Consider the following 17,881-nt stretch of genomic DNA (forward strand, 5'->3'; position numbering starts at 1 on the left):
TTATTTATCCTTATTCTGTTCAACCAATTCCGATAACTTCTGGATCTCATCGTAATTATCAATCATTTTCATCGACATCAACACGTTGAACAAGTATTGAATTGATGTGACATACACAATATTACTAAGATCCATCGTATTTCTTGTTGTTTTAATGACCATCGTTTCGTCGCAAACTTGGCAAATTTTTCTTTTGACTGAATCACAGACTACAACCACGATGTAGTTTTCGCCTTTCAGTTGTTTGGCAATATCATACATATGAGAATTATTACCCGTATGGGTTAAAACAAAAGCAAGTGGTTTTGAGCCACAGTTTTGAAAAATTTTTGCGTGCATTAAATTTAGCGAATTATATGCTTGGGCATCTACCCCAACCTCTTGAAAATTCCAACAAAACAATTGTGCCAATGGGTAATTCAAACCATCACCGTAAATTTCAATCCTTTGAGCTGCATTTACTAAATGAGCCACTCTTTCTAATAATTCAGTATCAAAAAGATCCTTGGTATAAGACAAAGAATTTTGCTGAATAGTCGCAATTTTGGCTAAAACATCATTTGGTAGCTCTGTACCAGAAAATGAACTGCTTTTGAGATCATTCTCCAATTCAATAATCGTCGGCAGTTCCACTGCTAACTGATATTTGAATTCGGTAAAGCCGCTCATTCCGGCTTTTTGACAAAGACGAATCACGGTCGATGAACTAGAGTAACTGGCTTTAGCAATTTCGTGAACTGTCATTCCCAAAACCTTTTGAGGATTAGTGCTTACGTACTGTAAAACTTCCCGTTCTTGACTAGTTAATTGGTCATTATGCAACAAGTTGTCTAAAATCATAATTTTCCTTTCGGCGCCTAGATTAATTATTCATTTGACAAAGTCATTATATCTTGCAATCGCTTTCTTATTCAACGTGATCATGGTTTTTGGCAGAATTATCCTACTTTTCTGCAATTTAGCAGCAAATTCTGGCATAAAAATCCAAGAATGATTTTAAATAACAAAAAAAGCGAGAAACGCTATCGCTTCTCGCTTAAAAACTTTTTTAATTTAATGGAGGATACAGGGCTCGAACCTGTGACCTCCTGCTTGTAAGGCAGATGCTCTCCCAGCTGAGCTAATCCTCCAATTTGTCGTCATCCAATGACTACTCTTAAAACTTTAGCATACAAAGGATAACTTGTCTATTATTTTTGGCAAATTAATTAACAAAAGCTAATTTTTAATCAAGTATTGACATAATAATCCTACCTAGAACTAATTACACCGCTTCTAAAATAGCTTATGCGAAGTCCTTTCATTAATGATTTTAATAATTAACCAGTAAAAAATTTATGGCAAATTCTTCCAAAGTCTATCTATAAAACTAAATTTTTGGCTCGCCAGATTATTAGATAACAAAAAAGCGTAGCCAAGCTACGCTTTTAAATTATAATGGAGGATACAGGGCTCGAACCTGTGACCTCCTGCTTGTAAGGCAGATGCTCTCCCAGCTGAGCTAATCCTCCAACTTTGTATCATGAAATGATTACTTTTAAGAGTTTAGCACACAAAAGATAACTTGTCCATGCTTTTTCAAAATTTGGCTTTTCGGTTACTGTTAAAATAAAGCTGGCAGCTTTATTATCTAATAAGATGTAATCAGTCATCTACTAAGCTCTTTTTAACAATTTTGCAGGCGATTATTTAAATTATTAATAATTTAAATAAATAACATCAACAATTTAATAAAGACCTGAAAGCGTTTGTCACACAATGGTTTTTAACATAAAGTCATGACAAAATGTTTAAGCATTTTTCTCTTTTAAGTTGCTCATTAAATCCACAAGTGCTATAATTCTAGACGAGTTGACGTAATAGCGATATGTCAGCTTACATATATACTTTACTTTATAATTTCATGTTAATATATTAACTTTCTAAATAATTAACGTAATTGAATATTATTCTTATACAATTATGGTTAATAACATACAAAAAAAGCCTTCATCAGCTTTACACAGCTGAATGAAGGCTTTTTACTTTTCTTTAAAACAAAGACAATTTAACTACTTAATTTGATAAATTTAATAATATTAAAAAGATAATTCTTACTTTTTAATTAATAAAAGAGACAGGTCATAACAACTAGCGAGAATTAAAATAGCACAAATGCCCGATTCCCAGTCACATAAACAGGCTTACCATGATATTTTTCTGCTAATTCAAAGAATCTCCCTTGACGACTCACAAAGCGATAAACCTTGTTAGTTGTTAATTGATATGCTTTTTTACTGTTGGCAGTTGGATGATAGAGTGCGTGTGTGTTAGGTAGTACAACCTTAACCCGACCACCAATATTGTCGTGTGTAGCAATCGGATTGGATTTAGTTATGCCAGCTCGGCCATCAACCCATTGGTTTTTACCGAGCTTAAGCGCACCGCCTTTTTCATCTAGGACTTTCCAGATTGTATTGTATTTTAATGATCTAATACTATTTTTTAAGTTCGCACTATCATACAAATTACAACCTTTCTGATTAGTCACAACAAATACACGTTCAATGTCCCATTTGGCTAACGGGTGAATTGATTCCTTCTTATTTACGTCTTTTTGCAAAGAAGTTGGATTAAAGCTAGTTTTTAATGGCAGCACATTAATATTGCCGTCAACGTTTAGTCCCCTATAGTTGCTAGTAAATTGCCAGATGGCCACACCGTCCATGCTTGGGAAGTAAGCCATGTTGGCAGAGTTAACTGCAGCCACTGTCGGATAGCTTGCCACCCATAAGCAGTTGCCGTAGGTCTTGACGATACTTCTGTAATCTACCTGGTTGCGCATCGCCGATGCTCCAGAATAGAACAATGGCGCATAGCCGTTGCTTTTAATCACAGCCATTGCTGCTAAGATTGCTGAAGTGCTACTCGAGACACCGCAATAAATATTATTGCCACTGCCATTTTCCCAATCGACAGCCAGGTATGTACCCTTGGGCAGACCAAGCTCAACTGCTTTCTTGCAAGCAAATTCGGCTTCGGTTTTCGCCCTGGCAGTGTTGTTTGAAAAAGTCGCATAAAAATAGCCCATTGTCATTAGACCATGAGCATTGCTAGACGCTATTTGTGCTTTTGCTCGAGCATAATTATAGCCCGGGTAGTTGTATTGCATTAGCTTAACAATCGTTCCTTTAGAATAAGGATAAGCTACGTTTTCGCCCTGGAATTCAGAAACGTCTGTTAAGTAGCTTTTACTTGGCAGTGTTGTCATTGCTATCAGTCCCATCTGTTTCAGTGTTGTCAGTTGGTGTGTTGGCCATTGGATTAGCTACTGGCTGATCTTCGTCATCTTCGGCAAAGCCCTGGATGTCATCAATGCCAGAGGGCTCATCGTCTTTTTGCGTTTCTTGATAAGCTTTCTCAATCATCCCCTTAGCTGTTTCTGAGGTAATCTTAGTCTTTGATTGCTTAGCCTGGGCCAATAATGCAGCAGTAGCAGCTGCTTTCTTTTCAGCTCCCGTTGCGTCTTCATGAGTTGCCTGTTGGGTAACAATGTATTGCGCCACATCATAGAGCCATTGAATCTTGTCGGCCACGGCAGGATTGTGCTGCCTTGCGTAAGAATAGATAGCTACAATACCTACAGCAATCAGTACAATGTATGGTAATGCCAGATTTATAATATTAGTAATTTGAGTCATTTTATTTCTCCAAAAAAATAACGCCTATTGGCGCTTTCTCAATTCTTCTTCAAGTTTTTCAGTTTTTTCTTTCTGTTTGTAGTAATCTTTTTTAAATTCATCCCTTTCTGCTGTTAATTCTTTAATAATCGCCTCGTAATCTGCCTTATTATATTTGTGGGTAACGGCAAGCGCTGTGGCAAATGCACCAACAAAGCCTCCGATCACTTGTAGCAAATTGATTAAATCATGCAAGTGACCACCCTCCTAACTCTTGTATGCTGCTCTCACGATTAAAATAAAAATAATAAAATCACCAATAACAGTGTGTGCCATCCGCATTTGCCCACCTAAGAAGGCATGCCATAACTGCGTTAATGCGAGCATAAAAATAGCAGCACCACATAAAATTAATAGTAAATGCTGCCAAAATTTACTTTTGTTGCCAGTCAGGGCTGATATCAAAAGACAAAAACCTAATAATAGAATTACAATGTCTATTCTTTGGTCATTCATGGTACTAGTCAGTTCAGGTGGCCAGAAAAAATAATTGCGATCAATCCAAAGGGATGCACCAATAGCAATAACTCCGATACTTGCTATAGCTTGTTCAAAGTTATTGTTTATATTATTAAGCATTCGGTGCAACATATTTGTCACCCGTAATCTCTAGATAGTCATCAGCCGTTAGGGCTCCAATTTGAACGAACGAATTAATTATTGTTTTGTTATACAATCCAGAACTATAAAATTGCATTGCGAGATTTTTAAAAATGTTAAGCATTAGTACTACCTCCATCCTTAGCAACCGCAGGTGCTAGTAACTGCAACATCTGAGCCATCTGTTTTGATTGCTCAGTTTGACTTTTCGCAATATCATCTAAGCTATTCTTTAAGTCCTTGTTTTCATTAGTTACTGATGTAGCTTGCTCTTGGGCTGATTGAATTGCTTTTTCAGCATTCGTTAAACGAACGCTGGTACTTACTGCATCCTGGTCAACCCACACGTGTTTAGTCCAATCATATTTAGGATTGTTCATACCTTTAGGTTCCTCTGCAACAAAAGGAAATGCAAAATCAGCATTTAATTTTGCTGGAATCGGAATTGGTAAGCAATCAAATTGATCATTGGATACATAAACAATCTGTTTGAAGTAGCCTGTTTCATCCACTAGTTTTTCTTGTTCTTTTGAATCGTCTTGCCATTCTGCCATTGTTTAATTCTCCTTTACTAAATTAATAAATTTCTTAATTGTTAGATAACTATTCGTATTATAATAAGTAATATAAATATTACCCTTGCTATCAGTTATTATTTGTGTAGGTCTATAATAGACTGAGATGCTGGTATTAGTAGTATCAATTAGTAAGTTATCCCATATACAAGTGCCATCAGACGAATACTTAGCATATGTAGTATATCTATCACTATTAACTGCATGATAAAATGCAAAATAAACATTTTCTTGGTAATCAGTACATATAGCACTACAAAACCCATTACAATTAATAGTAGCTATAGCTTTTCCACTTTCTGCATCATATGTGTTAATGAAGCCTTTTTGAACAGACCCAACATAAAGAATATCATTAAAAGCTAACTTTATTGAAGTGACCCAAAACCCTGTATTATAGGGTATCTTAAACCTGTTACCTAAGTCGCTTTTATCATATCTGTAAACATATCCACTATTATACTGATTATCTCTCGTACCAACAAAAACGTATTTACTAGTATCTGTTGTTGTTACAGAAAATCCAGCATAGGGAATATAAGCCTTTGCAAGTAAGTTTAAGTTCAAGTCAAACTTAAATAACATGCTGTTAGTAGAAAAGTACATATTGCTAGCGTCTTTTGTCATATCAAAAACCCAATCATCATTGGTATCAGATGTAATAGCACTTAAGTTGATACTTTTTATTAAAGTTCCATCTGTAGCTACCTTAGCTATATTAAATTTATATATATCATTTAGTGCTTGGTACCCATAAACAGAGCAATAAATACAATCAGTCGAAACTAAAAGTGAGCGTATTCTATAATAATCCCATGATAGTGAGTCCTTATCAAAAGACAAGCTTTCTGTCTTCCAAATTACTCTTCCTTCTGTGTCAATTTTATACAAAAAATCAGCTGCTCCAACATAAATATTATCTTGGCTATCCTTACCTATGGCAGTGGGCATATAATTGTCATAAGTCTTTGTCCACACTTCTGAACACGTGCTAGGCAATGTCTCCCAACCTTTAGACTGGTATATTAAAGCATTGTTGAGATATGCTTGCTGAACAACTTTCTTACCGAAAAAGATATTACTTAGCGTCATTTAACCACCACCTCATAATCTGAAATAATAAAGTAAATTGTCATTGGGTCATAGCTGGTTAGAGCTTGATATTGCGTTAATGTGCCTGTCCAAGATTTCATCATCGACTGCTTAATTTCAGTCATTTGATTCTGCACATTGCTGTAATCATCAATGTCAAGCAATCTTCTAAACTTACCTCTCCAATTATTAATCCCCGAAATCGAACGGATAGCAATCATAGTATCCTGTGCTTCTGTTCCATGATTGAGAAAGATTATCTGTTCACGGTTAAAATTATCGTGATTCAGGACAAACAGATAGCCACACATAGCTGTGCCACCCATAGTTGTATAAAGGCCATCCAACGCATCTTTTCTAATTGACGAAGTTACTTTGGAGTCCATGAAACGATAGATACCAGTTTCTACAGCTTGATCAACGTCAAATGGTTCAGCTGCACCATAATCATAATCTGGATGATCAATATCAGATAGAGCAAAGTTACCATTGCTATCTGGATTCTTGTTGTTAATTGACAAAATTCTTTTAGCAATATCAGCGGTTAGAGTATCATGTGCAGTTTTAGCATCTGTCTTAGTTTCTAAGCCTGATAAATCAGGTTCAGGAACATTTAGATTTACGATACCGGAGCTATCGGGTTCAATTGGCTTACTACCATTGAGACTAATTTTTCTTAATGAACCATAAATATCTTTTAGGTTCTGGAAATCGAATGTGTAGTATGAATCGGAAGCATATTTGTATTCAGCACGATACCAAACATTGTATTCATTTTTGGTTGCTTGAAATAGAAACTGCTGGTAATAGTCGAATGATCTATCAGGTCTGTTTCCAAGCAACACTATTAGATAGCTTTTTCCTTGCTGCCAGTAGTCTGCTGGTGCTTTACTACCAAAATTAAACCCGTTTTCACTATAATAAATTCCTGGTTGCGTAATTGTATCAGGATTAATGTCATTGCTAACCTGCACGGGCTTTGAAATGGTACTTATTTTAGCTATATCATTTTTTAATCCATCATGAATATTTTTAGCGTTTTCTTGAACTTTACTCAGATCAGCATCTGTCGAAATCTTTTCAAAGTTTTCAACTTGTTTGTTATCGATTCCAGCTCTATTACGCATATAGACTTGCGAGTCAGAGCCATCAGCACAAATATAAACGATTTGTTGATAAGTTGGTGCGTCTTTTTTAAGGGGAATATTAAAAATCCAGCCAGATACCATGCTAGTAGTAGGATTTGCTTTAAAACCTAACGATTGCAGCTGACAATCCGTATATTTTGTAATACCCACTGAGTCATATTCATCAAGGTTAATCTGAGTTTTATTCAAGCTATTTACTGTGTCAGTAAGTGCTGATAATGAATTAATTTGTTGGTTAATTTCTTCCTTAGACTTAGCAATAACTTCAGGAAATTCTGCTTCTAAAGTTTCCTTCATTTCCTTGATTTTAGTATTCATTTGACTAAGAGAGACTAGGCCCTCTTCTGGTGGCTTTACTACGACAGTTGTATCATGACTACGTGCAAAAGCAAGATCTATATCAATTGAAGATGTTGCGGCACCATTTGATCCTGCTACTAATGTCTGTTCCACTTCGCTAGGAGTGGTCGCCAACAATTGCTCTTTATCATCCACACTGGTTTTTGCAAACCAGCCAATTGAATTGAAAGTTAAGTCCTGCGTTACTTGCGCATTGTTAAAACTAGCATTGATTGTAACAGTTGTATCTTGAATATCTACAACAGTGGGTTTAGTCGCAATTTGCTCACCTGTTAATTCGGTTAAGGAAAATCGTTCATCATTACTCATTCCCTTAATATCTTGCGTATAAAGTACGGTTTTAGTATAAGTGATTTCACCCTTGGCACCGTCAACCTTTGTCAACATTTGTTGCCCTACTTTGGTTATAAATGTTTGTCCAAATTTTTGCATTTTTCATCCTTTCTATTTTATTTCTAACTTGATATGTTCACCGGATCCTACTGTAGTTCCAAAATAATTAGTAGCGGCAGTCTTGTAATACAATGGTGCCCATCCTGCTTTTAATCTAATGCTTTCATTAGATGTAACAGTTGCACCAAAATAATCAACCGCATCCGTTTTGGCATCAAAATCAATCCGGTCAAGCCATGTCCCCAGTGCAGCCAATTGCTTAAGATTGCTAAGGATTAGCTTTTCTGATTTGACGTTTTCAATCTGACTATAAGGGATTTTTAGAATAAAATGCCGCGGACTCGTAATGAAAATCTTAAAACCTTGGTCTTTTTGCAGAGCCGACTTAGCAATTGTCAGAATATTAGGCGCCGTTCCTTGTGCTCGTGCTAATAATGTACGTATGTAAATCAAAAAGCGATAAAAATTGTCATCGTCGCTCGTCCTGTATGCTCGATGATCTTGCCCTATCATATCCAGAGCAGAGCCTCGAGCTTTGTTGATTTCACGCCACTTTTCCACTTGGCCGGCTGATGCACTGATGCCATTTAATGGCTGGTTAAAAGTATCTACTAGCTGCCATAAGTTGGTGCCTTGATAATTAGCCCAATACTGCGATATTTCTGCTAACAGTTCATCGGTTGTGGTTGGTGGGATGGAATTAGTATCTCTAACCATCAACTACCACCTCCACATTTGAGGGCGCACATACTGGCACCTCAAAGCGTTTAACCTGTACATCGGTATAACCCAGCTTATTCTTGACTGTTCCAATCTTAATTGCTGCTTCTTCAACGCCTGGTTTGTCATAAACTTCTGAAAACAGTTTCGTTAAATAAACCGTCTGGCCCATTTCTAAAGCATTAATTTTTTGGGCAATATCTGCCTGAATCTGACTCACACTGTCATCTTGATTCCAGTCATCAGTTGTCTTAAGTTCCACTTGCAGATAAATTGGTACTTCCGTGGCTGAATCAAAGTGAATCGTCTTCACAATGCCAGCCTCATCAGTGATATTAACTGCTTTTGACCCAGTTAAGGTTACCCCTGCTGCTACCCGGTCATTAAGAACCTGGGCGATTTCTTTATCAACACCGCCCAAAACATAAATATGAACGCTATATGGCGGATTACCGTATTCATCAGCAGTAGCTTGATCATTGTCAACAATACCGACCTCACGAACACCCGGCAAGTTCATTAGAGCAGAGCGTATACCGTTAGCTGTTGGCCCTTCTTGGGCTACATTTTCCATAATTAAGCGGCTGCGGTAATCTTCATCGGTTTCTTCATCATTGCCCCCACTGGCTGGTTCTAGATTAGTTACTGCAATAATCGTGTCATCAGGATTGGAAACAACCGTAATCGTATTGGCCATTACGTTGTTCATCTCACCCGTTTCATCTGACTCTAAGTTACCAAGCCCAACCCAGTTACCAGCGTCATCTTGCTTGGTCAGCACATCATCAGTTAGGTTGAAAATAATTCCGTCTTCAGTTTCAAACTGCTCACCAGCTTCAATTAAGTATTCGCCATCAGTTGTGATCTGCAATGTGGCATAACTGGGAGCGGCCACTTTTCGTAAAACGCCAATGTTTGCTCCTAAGTGATCCAGCGCGCTGTCATTAGCTGTGGCATAAAAGCCAGAATAGTAGACTAGCTGCAGCTGCTGATTCATTTCAGTTAAACGCCAGGCATACATTCGTGCCAGGCTACCAAAGGTTGAATTAGAAGTTAAGGCAATATCATCCCCAAAACGTGATTTCATATCATCTTGCACTGCATCTAGCCATTCTTCATAAGTAGGAGCAATAAAGCCCCGGTCGGTTAAACCAAATTTAATTGCCAATCTCTAAGCCTCCTTTCGCTATTCCTGTTGTGCCATCAGCCAAGGCAACATTGACTTTAAAGGTAATTTCCAAGACTCGGTTAGGGTGCTGCTTAAAATTCAAGTCCGTCACTTGCTGAACTTCCGGTACATTACGCTCAATTGCATCAACCATATCAGTTTGAGCCACGTTTTTTTGAAAATTTTTCAAGAAAAAATTAGTGTAGTTGGTCCCTTGCTCTGGAGCCAGGTTCTTCATTTCGCCTAACCTAATTGACAGTGTCGCTCTAATACGCTGAGCAATCTCATCAATCCCGTCGACTAGCATTAAGTCATGGGTTAACGGGTCGACCATAATGTCACCGTTTTGGTTAACTGCTAAGTCTCTCAATAGATGTCACCTCCTAAGACGCCAACAATTACTGCATCATTGGCATCATGAAGACGGCTAGAATCAGGTAAATAAGTGCTGCCGGCACCTTTCCAATTGTTATTGTCACGATCTAAAACTACTGTTACCACTACTGCACCTTTACGCATCAGCTTCTTTTTAGGCAATTTAAAACCGCCCTTTTCCAGAGCGGTTTTTGATTGATCAATAAATTCATCAAATAGATAACAGTTAGCAGCTACCGGCACGTCTAGATATTGGGCAGAGGCTTGACCATCTGAGGTTTTAGCCAGCGGCTGAATATCGGCCACGTGCTTTTTAGCATTATATTTAATTACTTTAGCAATCTGGGCACATTCAATTTCAGCTTTAATCGCATGCTTCAGGTTTTCCATCCCGCGATACATTGCCGCATAGGCATCATTATGTGCATTTGCCATTTAAAACCTCCTAAATCTTAACCAGCGTGCTTTGCGTTTGCGGATTGTCGCCATCAAATGAGTGCTGACCAGATTTGACATAGTAGTAACCTTTACAAAATTTGCTTTCCATGTGAATTCCAACGTTAGTCGTAATTTCTGGAATAAGCGGCGTAACAATTTCCCAAGCGTTGTCTTTTTCATTGTCCTCACTCAAAGTTGGCGGTTGAACTAGGTCTTGATCATCAATCTCAATCCATGTTCTTTTTTTGCTTTTAGGATTAACAATTTCTAATTTACCCCGGACATAAGTCATTTTTGAACCGGTCTTTTTGACCAGACCTTTAATTAAAGTTAATGGCTTGCCCTTTGCCGTGTAGGACTTTTTTATTTTGGAATTTTTAGCTAAGTCAATCTTGGCTATTTTTATTTTGGCTTGGCTGGCAATACCCTGAATGATTTTCTTATAAGTCGTACCTTTCCGGTATGTCTTGTTAACAAAAACCGTTTTGGTAGCCCGCGTTTTCACGCGTTTATTTTTAGTTTTGGCTTTTACCCAAACCTTTTTGCCATTTTTATAGGTTTTATAATGACCGGCTTCCGTCGTCTTGATCGTCTTAGAATTCTTCTTACCTTTAGTGACTTTTAATTTACGAGCCTTAATGTTGTTATAATCGGTGCCTTCAGTGAATGTAAGAACTTGGGTAATTGTTACACCATCGCTTTGGCCCTTTTCTACTTTGGAAATATAGCCTTCCGCAAGCAACTTCTTGGATTTGCCCCAGTTAAAGTAAAGGGCCGCTTGTTCGTCTTTTTGGTAAAAACTACTATGATCCTTACTTAAGTTATAGACAGTCACCGTGTTTTCCTGCGGGCTTGGCGTATCGGAAAAATGAACTTCAAAGCCAAATGGGTAATTAGTTTCAAAGCCTTCATCATTGTGTAAAATCTGCTTCTTGCCCTTCTCGTTAGTTACCTCAAACCACATGTTAGGGTTCCTAGTCACAATTGCCAACTAGTATGACACCTCCTCATCAGTCTCATCATCAGCGGTCTCATCTGGATCATAGCCTAGAGGCTTAATCGTCGGATCAACTGTTTCTGAACCGTTCGGGTCAACCACATCAAAGTACAGTTTGACATTATTGCTAAAATTACCCTGGCCAGCATCAGTTGCTTGCGCCGTTTCATCCATAACGCGCAAATCAATTCGTGGCAAACGTGGGTCTGGAATATCAATACCAACAAGCTGTCCTAAAATTAACGGTTCCTGTTCTAATAATGTTTCGCCATCTTTTTGAATGGTAATTGTATAGCAGTCGGCAAACCGATTGTAATCAACTCTGAGTGTATAAACCTCATCCACAATCTCAATATCGAAAATATCAGGTAGGTCATCAACATCTATTGGAATATAGTTGCGCATCTGTGCCTCCTACTTAACTCTAATTTTTTTGCCGGCAATTATCTTATTGGGGTTTTTAATCTTATTAACCTTGGCTAGCCATTTAACCGATTTACCGTATTTTTTAGCTAAAGCCGATAAAGTATCGCCGGCCTTAATAGTTAAAGCGGTATATTTTTTAGAACGATTACCAGCTTTGGTTTTTGAAGATTTTGAGGATTTTTTTGAAGTAGTCGTAACTTCGGCTGCTTGGACATAGGCAAAAGTAATCGAAACGTGCAAATTATCTGCTAGGTCAGTAAAGTCGCGGGTTAATCCGGTAATAATCAGGTGCGTGTAATAAAGATCACCGTGATAAGTTAATTCAACGTGATTTTGGTTCCATTTACGTAATGCCACATACTTGTCATGCGCATTGTCCCCATTTTCGCCCGTCAAAATGCCTTCAATCGTAATTGTTCTGCTGGCCATTCTGGCATAGCTTGAACGAGGTGTCCCCTCGTCAACTGGCCACGAAGTCACATTACTTGAGTCACTTTCTGATTCACTATCTGATGGCAAAATGTAAATAACTTGACTACCGTCTTCTCCCGCATTTGTGGGATAAATAGCGCAATTTCCTTCATTTTTCCAATCATCGTTATGTGCATCAAGCTGCTGAGAAACGTTGTCTTCATAGTTGCTTTGCTTAGTAAAATTGCTCAACTTGTCTTTAGCTTTTTTTAGGGCCTTATTTTTTCGCTCATAATTCTTCTTAGCCGCTGTCTTAGCCTTTTTAGCTTTAGCTAATTTAGCCAGGCGCTTATTTTTGGCTGTGGTTGTTTCATTTTTAGGCGTTTTCTGCAATTTTTTTACGGTGGAATTAGCTTTAGTGCTCTTTTCATCAGCCGCTTGATAAGCTTTTTGCGCTGTCTTTACGGCTGATTTTGCTTTTTTTACCGCCGTGGAGTCGTTAACCGAAACAAGTTTATAATCATATGCCATGATTCGCCTCACTTTCTAATACATTGAAGGGTCGCTGCCAAATTCAAGACCAATTGATTCAAAGAGATCTTGAATCTTACGGTCAATGATTTCGGCATATTTTTTAGCATCCCCCTCAGATGAAATATTACCGTTAATGTTGATTGTCACATTCGGTACATTAGCACCAGTCTTAGGCATTTTAACCTTGCTTTTATTGATTAAATTATCAAGGCTCATGCGTTTTGATTGCTCATGTGAGTAAACATGTACTGGGTTCTTAAATTGGGCTATTTCCGGTCCATTTTCGCCAACTAGGACGTTTTCACCCACTGGTGGGTTACCACCATTAGCGTAGCCTTTGCCGTTACCCAATGCCGATAAATTGTCGCCATATGTATGCTTGGCATAATTTAATGCAGCATAGATGTTATCCGGTCCGTTAAAAATGTTGCCGGCACCCTTACGCTTAAAGGTGTTGAAAGTCATGCGTTTTGTCTGCATTAAACCTAATGCCGGGCCGGAGCCGTCACCGTCTGGATCTTTTCCAGGCTGAATTGCGTGCGGGTCACCATGTGATTCTGTTTGGATCTGACGCAAGACCTTAGCAACCATACCTTGGGATGTTGATAAGTGCAGCATCCCTAGAATACGTTTAACTGTGCCTGCCCAGCGCTGAACACCTTCACCACCAATGTTAGGGCCAAGCTCGCCTTCATCACCCAGCTTGTCTTTGATCCACTTAATTGCACTAGCGCCGAGTTCTCGCTTAGCTAAGCCCAATAAAGCAGAAGAAGGCTTTTTATTGCTTGATTTAGCTGTCGCATCATGCAGACCTTTTACCCGGTAATAACCATAGCCCATCGACTTATCATCTGAAATCCGCGAAACGCGTGCACTAGGTGGCGTCTCATTAAACATTGTGCCTTTTTGCGGGTTCTTAATAATACCCACGTGACCTGCAGCTCCGGAACCATGACCAAAGATTACTAAGTCGCCTGGCACGGTCTTGGATAGTGATTTACCTAAATATTCGACACCACTTGAATTTTGCATGTCAACGGTTGAACGACCAATATTTAAATGATAGTGACGAAGTGCCTGCATTACCATCCCGGAACAATCACTAGCAAGTTTTGAAGCAGCACCCATCACATAGCGGACACCACTAAAAGTTGATTCAGCGTACTTCAAAAACGCTTCACGGGTACCACCACGACCTGCACCGTCACCAATCGCATCACCAATGACTGTCCACATGGCGTTCATCCATGGCACACCAAACTGCTTACCAGAATTTTTAGCCAGATCAACTGTACCTGCTGTAATGTCAACCTTACCGGACTTGAGCTTGCTTAAGAACATATCACTAAAGCTCTTGGCCGGATTAGCAGCACCGCGACTAGCAATCTTTTTAAGCATGCTAGTTGAAACGCCACTTCCCTTAGCAAAATGAGTTAAGCCCCAGCTGTGAGCTAGGTCTTGCGTTTGCATTCCGTTAAGGACCGCATCCCCTTTTTGAAGAGGAAGAATGCGGTTGTCACCACGTGGCAGCCAAATGTCACCGGATGCTTTGACAATTGCCTCTTGGCGTGGGCCAGACTGAGCATCATTGACCATCGCTAGAGTATTGTTATTCAGCTGACCATTTGAACCAGTGGCAAACTTGACCGGTTTAATGACACTGTCATTTCCGCCGAATTGTCCTAATACCTTGTCAATACCACTAATACCACGATTAATTTGTTCAATCGTGTCTTTCATGGCGTCTTTGGCGTAGCCTTTCATGCGGCCCATGGCCTTGCCAAAACCTTTTGCCGTTGATTTAGCTAGGCTTACAGTACCATCATGAAGACCGTCCATCTGCTTGTTAACGCCTTTACGCATATTGGTATAGTCGCGAATTGACTGCACTCGGGTCTTTTTAGTCTGCTTACCCGTCTCAGAAGTAATCTTTTTCCAAGTTTGATTAGTGCTTTTGGCAGTATGGTCTAATTTAGTATTACCAGCAGCGTAACCGTTAAGCACCAGACCTGCACCAAGACCACCTCGCATTACTTTTTGCGTATCACGGGCATTCAGAATCCGTTCGCCAGCTTTAACATGGGTAAACTCAGGCCCATTAGCACCTAGGATACGGACATGACTGCCATTAACCTTATAAGCAAGCTCTGGGCCACCTTCACCAACTAATGCACCATGACTAGAGCCAATATGGCCACCAGTAGCATGAGCTTTTCTGGTCGTTGCTCCTTTTTTAGCAGCGCCAAAAAAGCTTTTAACATTGTCACCAATATTGCCGGCCCACTTATTAAAGCCGTCTTTTTGTTGGTCAAACCACTTAGTAAGGCTTTGCCACTGCTCTTTAAACCAGCTAATCACACCTTTGACACCTGACATAAAGCCAGTAAACATGTTTTTGGTACTCCAGCCTAAGTTTTCCAGAGACCAGAATTTTTTCGGTGGCTTTTTAGCAGTCCAGCCTTTTCTCAAGGAACTTACACCATTAATAGCTGCATGGTAAACGCTGTGATTCCAAATTTGTTGGCCAGCCCAGCCTAGTGTTTCAAGCGACCAGAACTTTTTCGGCGGTTTCTTTGCCTTCCAACCTTTTTTGATACTGTTTACGGCCTGACCGGCTGCCTTCCCAGTCTTTCTAACCATATCGTGAGCAGACCAGCCTAGGTTTTCTAAAGACCAAAACTTCTTCGGCGGTTTTTTACTCTGCCAGCCTTTAGTAAATTTATTAACGGCTTGACCGCCCCATTTACCGACAGCACCACCGATTTTGGCACCTACTGCCGCACCTAACGGGCCACCAAACCATAGGCCAATACCGCCACCAATGCCAGAACCGATTCCCTTACCAATATCCGCACTACGTTTATCCGCCGAATGCCGGTTTTTAAATGCATCTAAAAAGCTCGATCCTGCATCAATAGCAACACCTGCACCGGCTGCTACTGTGCCAATTTTGCCAGCTGTTGACAGATTTTTAAATCCTTCTTTGAATCCACCAGCAGAATGAACTGATTGCAACAGTCCAGTAAGTTTTCCTGCACCGCCGTTAGCAGTTTTTGAAAATAGTCCTCTGAAAAAGCCACCCGACTTAAAAGCAGGATCTGCTATCTTATCTAGGTCTTTTGTAGCCTCGACACCCTTAAAGCCTTGATAGAAATATTTAGTACGCTTAAGTCCTCTATAACCACTTCCAGCTAAGGAAATCAACGGGCTTGCTAAAGCCTTAGTAGCCTTTACTGAATAGATGGCTACAATTGCATCCGAAATTGCTTTCAGAGCCGTTTTATTTTTAGCTAAGTTGCTGAAACCTTCTGCAACTGCATGAATAGCACCACCATGCTTATCTGCATTTTGACCAATTAAGCCAAAAGCCTTCCCAATATTAATAAAAATGCTGGAAAAACTCTGCCACACACTTTGACCAACAGTCTTGGCGATGTCAAAAATACTTTTGCCGAAAGTTCTGATATCCTTGCCGTGATCCGCAATCCAGCTAAAACCACGGCTGAGGCCTTTACCCAAATTATTAATGCCACCATTAATCGCTTTAGTTAAACCATTAGATCCCTTGCTCTTACCGCCAATGACTCCAGTAACAGCCTTGTTTAGGCCAGAAGAAACAGTTGAACCCAGTCGAGTAAAAGTCTTATCTGTTTGCTTTGAAGAAACCCAATCGCTTATCTGTTTATTTAACGGATTCTTGATTTTGGTAAATGGCTTTTCAAATGCTGAAGACAATCGCGGGATTTGCGTCTTAACCGTTTGAATCATACCCGGGATTGTTTTTACAAAATCATTTGCACGACTTTTAGACTTATGCGCAGTTTGTTCAATTGCATTAATTAATGTAGTTGAGCTTACCTTTCCAGTAGCAACTAAGTCAGCCATTTGTGTCTTGGTCAAATGATGATTGTTAGTTTGCATTTTAAGCGTTTTTTGTAAATTATCGCGTAACTCTGGAAAGATGCCAGTCAAAGTCTTAAAACCTTGAACCGAGACATTACCCTGCTTCATTGTTTGACTTAAAGCATTACTAAAGCTGTTGACCTGCCCATTAGTAGCATGATAAGCGTTTTGTAAGGTAAGGACCGAATTAGTTAACTTACCAGTTTGACCCACGTTTTGCTTAACGCGATAAAATTTTTGACTAAGGTGATCAACCGCAGAACTTGAATGATGAGTTGCTGTCGCAATTTGATTAATTTGCTTAACCATTGCCGAACCCTGATGACTGCCTCCGGTTAGAGTATTCCACTTGCCTTTTAAAGCCTGCTGCTCTTGTTGATATTTTTGTGCCGAACTAACAGCTGATTGCAAACCACCTTTAAGATAATTAAAACTTGTTTTTGCAGCAGTAGTTAAATTACCTTTGGAAAATAAAGATTTAAGTTTAGTCTGTGTTTTATCGGTTGAAGTACCCGTTTGCTCAAGCTTATTTTTAATTTTATCCAGAAATGATGGGTTAGTCTTGCGCATTTCCGCATTAGTGGAAGAAACAGATTGCTTAAGTTTATTTAGGTCAGTAGCTGTCTGGTTAATCCGAATTAGCTGATGTTGATAAGCATTACTTGCCTTGCCCGAAACCTGCTCAATTTTCGCAAGTTCTTCTCTTAGACTTTGTCCTTTTTGGGTTAATTTGCTAATTGCATCTTGATATGCTTTAACCCTTTCTTCATTTGCACGATATGTTTTGCCCGCCGATTCCAGACGTTGGATATAGGACGCTGTAACAGCATTAACGTGGTTAATCTCACTAGGCAAGCCATTAGGCATATGCAAGCCGGAAATTCTCCGGTCAACTTTACTCAGTGCCTCATAAAGTGCCCCAGTTTGTTTATTTGCCTTTTCGAGTTGACTAAAGTCGACATCAATATTTAGACTATATCCTTCATGATTACTAGCCATTATCCGTTATCCTTTCCGTATTT

18 protein-coding genes and 2 tRNA genes are annotated in these 17,881 nt (G+C 39.2%); all 20 read right to left on the reverse strand.

The features are described from left to right. The 20 genes from J3U69_RS08110 to J3U69_RS08205 all read right to left on the reverse strand — a co-directional run bounded on the left by J3U69_RS08110 (position 1) and on the right by J3U69_RS08205 (position 17,858). Positions 1-840, reverse strand: coding sequence for a MurR/RpiR family transcriptional regulator (locus tag J3U69_RS08110; protein WP_267413642.1), 840 nt, complete (start codon positions 838-840; stop codon positions 1-3). A gap of 217 nt (positions 841-1,057) precedes the next feature. Then, positions 1,058-1,130 (reverse strand) — tRNA-Val (locus tag J3U69_RS08115). 308 nt (positions 1,131-1,438) lie between these two features. After that, positions 1,439-1,511 (reverse strand) — tRNA-Val (locus J3U69_RS08120). A gap of 9 nt (positions 1,512-1,520) precedes the next feature. Beyond that, positions 1,521-1,652 carry a hypothetical protein gene (locus J3U69_RS08125; RefSeq protein WP_267413643.1) on the reverse strand — a complete coding sequence of 44 codons (132 nt, stop codon included), beginning with the start codon at positions 1,650-1,652 and terminating at the stop codon, positions 1,521-1,523. Between the two features lie 488 nt (positions 1,653-2,140). Then, positions 2,141-3,250, reverse strand: coding sequence for a GH25 family lysozyme (locus J3U69_RS08130; protein ID WP_267413644.1), 1,110 nt, complete (start codon positions 3,248-3,250; stop codon positions 2,141-2,143). Beyond that, complete coding sequence (locus J3U69_RS08135) at positions 3,231-3,680, reverse strand: phage holin, LLH family (RefSeq protein ID WP_267413646.1); 450 nt, start codon at positions 3,678-3,680, stop codon at positions 3,231-3,233. Before J3U69_RS08135 ends, J3U69_RS08130 begins: the two co-directional genes overlap by 20 nt. A gap of 24 nt (positions 3,681-3,704) precedes the next feature. After that, complete coding sequence (locus tag J3U69_RS08140) at positions 3,705-3,914, reverse strand: hypothetical protein (protein ID WP_267413647.1); 210 nt, start codon at positions 3,912-3,914, stop codon at positions 3,705-3,707. 12 nt (positions 3,915-3,926) lie between these two features. After that, complete coding sequence (locus J3U69_RS08145; protein WP_267413648.1) at positions 3,927-4,319, reverse strand: hypothetical protein; 393 nt, start codon at positions 4,317-4,319, stop codon at positions 3,927-3,929. Next, positions 4,291-4,443, reverse strand: coding sequence for an XkdX family protein (locus J3U69_RS08150; protein ID WP_267413649.1), 153 nt, complete (start codon positions 4,441-4,443; stop codon positions 4,291-4,293). The genes J3U69_RS08145 and J3U69_RS08150 overlap by 29 nt, the downstream gene beginning before the upstream one ends. Beyond that, positions 4,436-4,873, reverse strand: coding sequence for a hypothetical protein (locus J3U69_RS08155; protein ID WP_267413650.1), 438 nt, complete (start codon positions 4,871-4,873; stop codon positions 4,436-4,438). Before J3U69_RS08155 ends, J3U69_RS08150 begins: the two co-directional genes overlap by 8 nt. A 3-nt stretch (positions 4,874-4,876) precedes the next feature. Further along, the gene (locus tag J3U69_RS08160) at positions 4,877-5,986 is read right to left on the reverse strand and encodes a hypothetical protein (protein WP_267413651.1); all 1,110 of its coding nucleotides are present in this window, start codon (positions 5,984-5,986) and stop codon (positions 4,877-4,879) included. Next, on the reverse strand, positions 5,983-7,926 hold the full coding sequence (locus J3U69_RS08165; RefSeq protein ID WP_267413652.1) for a hypothetical protein: 1,944 nt from the start codon (positions 7,924-7,926) through the stop codon (positions 5,983-5,985). The genes J3U69_RS08160 and J3U69_RS08165 overlap by 4 nt, the downstream gene beginning before the upstream one ends. Positions 7,927-7,938: 12 nt before the next feature. Beyond that, positions 7,939-8,604: a hypothetical protein gene (locus J3U69_RS08170; RefSeq protein ID WP_267413653.1), complete on the reverse strand. Its 666-nt coding sequence runs from the start codon at positions 8,602-8,604 to the stop codon at positions 7,939-7,941. Continuing rightward, positions 8,597-9,775 (reverse strand): baseplate J/gp47 family protein, encoded by a 1,179-nt coding sequence (locus J3U69_RS08175; RefSeq protein ID WP_267413655.1) that lies wholly within the window; start codon positions 9,773-9,775, stop codon positions 8,597-8,599. The genes J3U69_RS08170 and J3U69_RS08175 overlap by 8 nt, the downstream gene beginning before the upstream one ends. Then, on the reverse strand, positions 9,765-10,145 hold the full coding sequence (locus J3U69_RS08180; protein WP_267413656.1) for a DUF2634 domain-containing protein: 381 nt from the start codon (positions 10,143-10,145) through the stop codon (positions 9,765-9,767). Before J3U69_RS08180 ends, J3U69_RS08175 begins: the two co-directional genes overlap by 11 nt. Next, on the reverse strand, positions 10,142-10,585 hold the full coding sequence (locus J3U69_RS08185) for a hypothetical protein (protein WP_267413657.1): 444 nt from the start codon (positions 10,583-10,585) through the stop codon (positions 10,142-10,144). Before J3U69_RS08185 ends, J3U69_RS08180 begins: the two co-directional genes overlap by 4 nt. A 10-nt stretch (positions 10,586-10,595) precedes the next feature. After that, entirely contained in the window at positions 10,596-11,570 is a 975-nt protein-coding gene (locus J3U69_RS08190) for a hypothetical protein (RefSeq protein ID WP_416381939.1), read from the reverse strand. Positions 11,571-11,579: 9 nt separating this feature from the next. Beyond that, the gene (locus J3U69_RS08195) at positions 11,580-11,990 is read right to left on the reverse strand and encodes a phage baseplate plug family protein (RefSeq protein WP_267413659.1); all 411 of its coding nucleotides are present in this window, start codon (positions 11,988-11,990) and stop codon (positions 11,580-11,582) included. A 9-nt stretch (positions 11,991-11,999) separates the two neighbouring features. Beyond that, on the reverse strand, positions 12,000-12,953 hold the full coding sequence (locus tag J3U69_RS08200) for a LysM peptidoglycan-binding domain-containing protein (RefSeq protein WP_267413660.1): 954 nt from the start codon (positions 12,951-12,953) through the stop codon (positions 12,000-12,002). A gap of 15 nt (positions 12,954-12,968) precedes the next feature. Then, positions 12,969-17,858 carry a tape measure protein gene (locus J3U69_RS08205; RefSeq protein WP_267413662.1) on the reverse strand — a complete coding sequence of 1,630 codons (4,890 nt, stop codon included), beginning with the start codon at positions 17,856-17,858 and terminating at the stop codon, positions 12,969-12,971. Between the last annotated feature and the right edge of the window lie 23 nt (positions 17,859-17,881).

The organism is Lactobacillus sp. B4026 (genome assembly GCF_026535825.1).
GTDB lineage: Bacteria > Bacillota > Bacilli > Lactobacillales > Lactobacillaceae > Lactobacillus > Lactobacillus panisapium.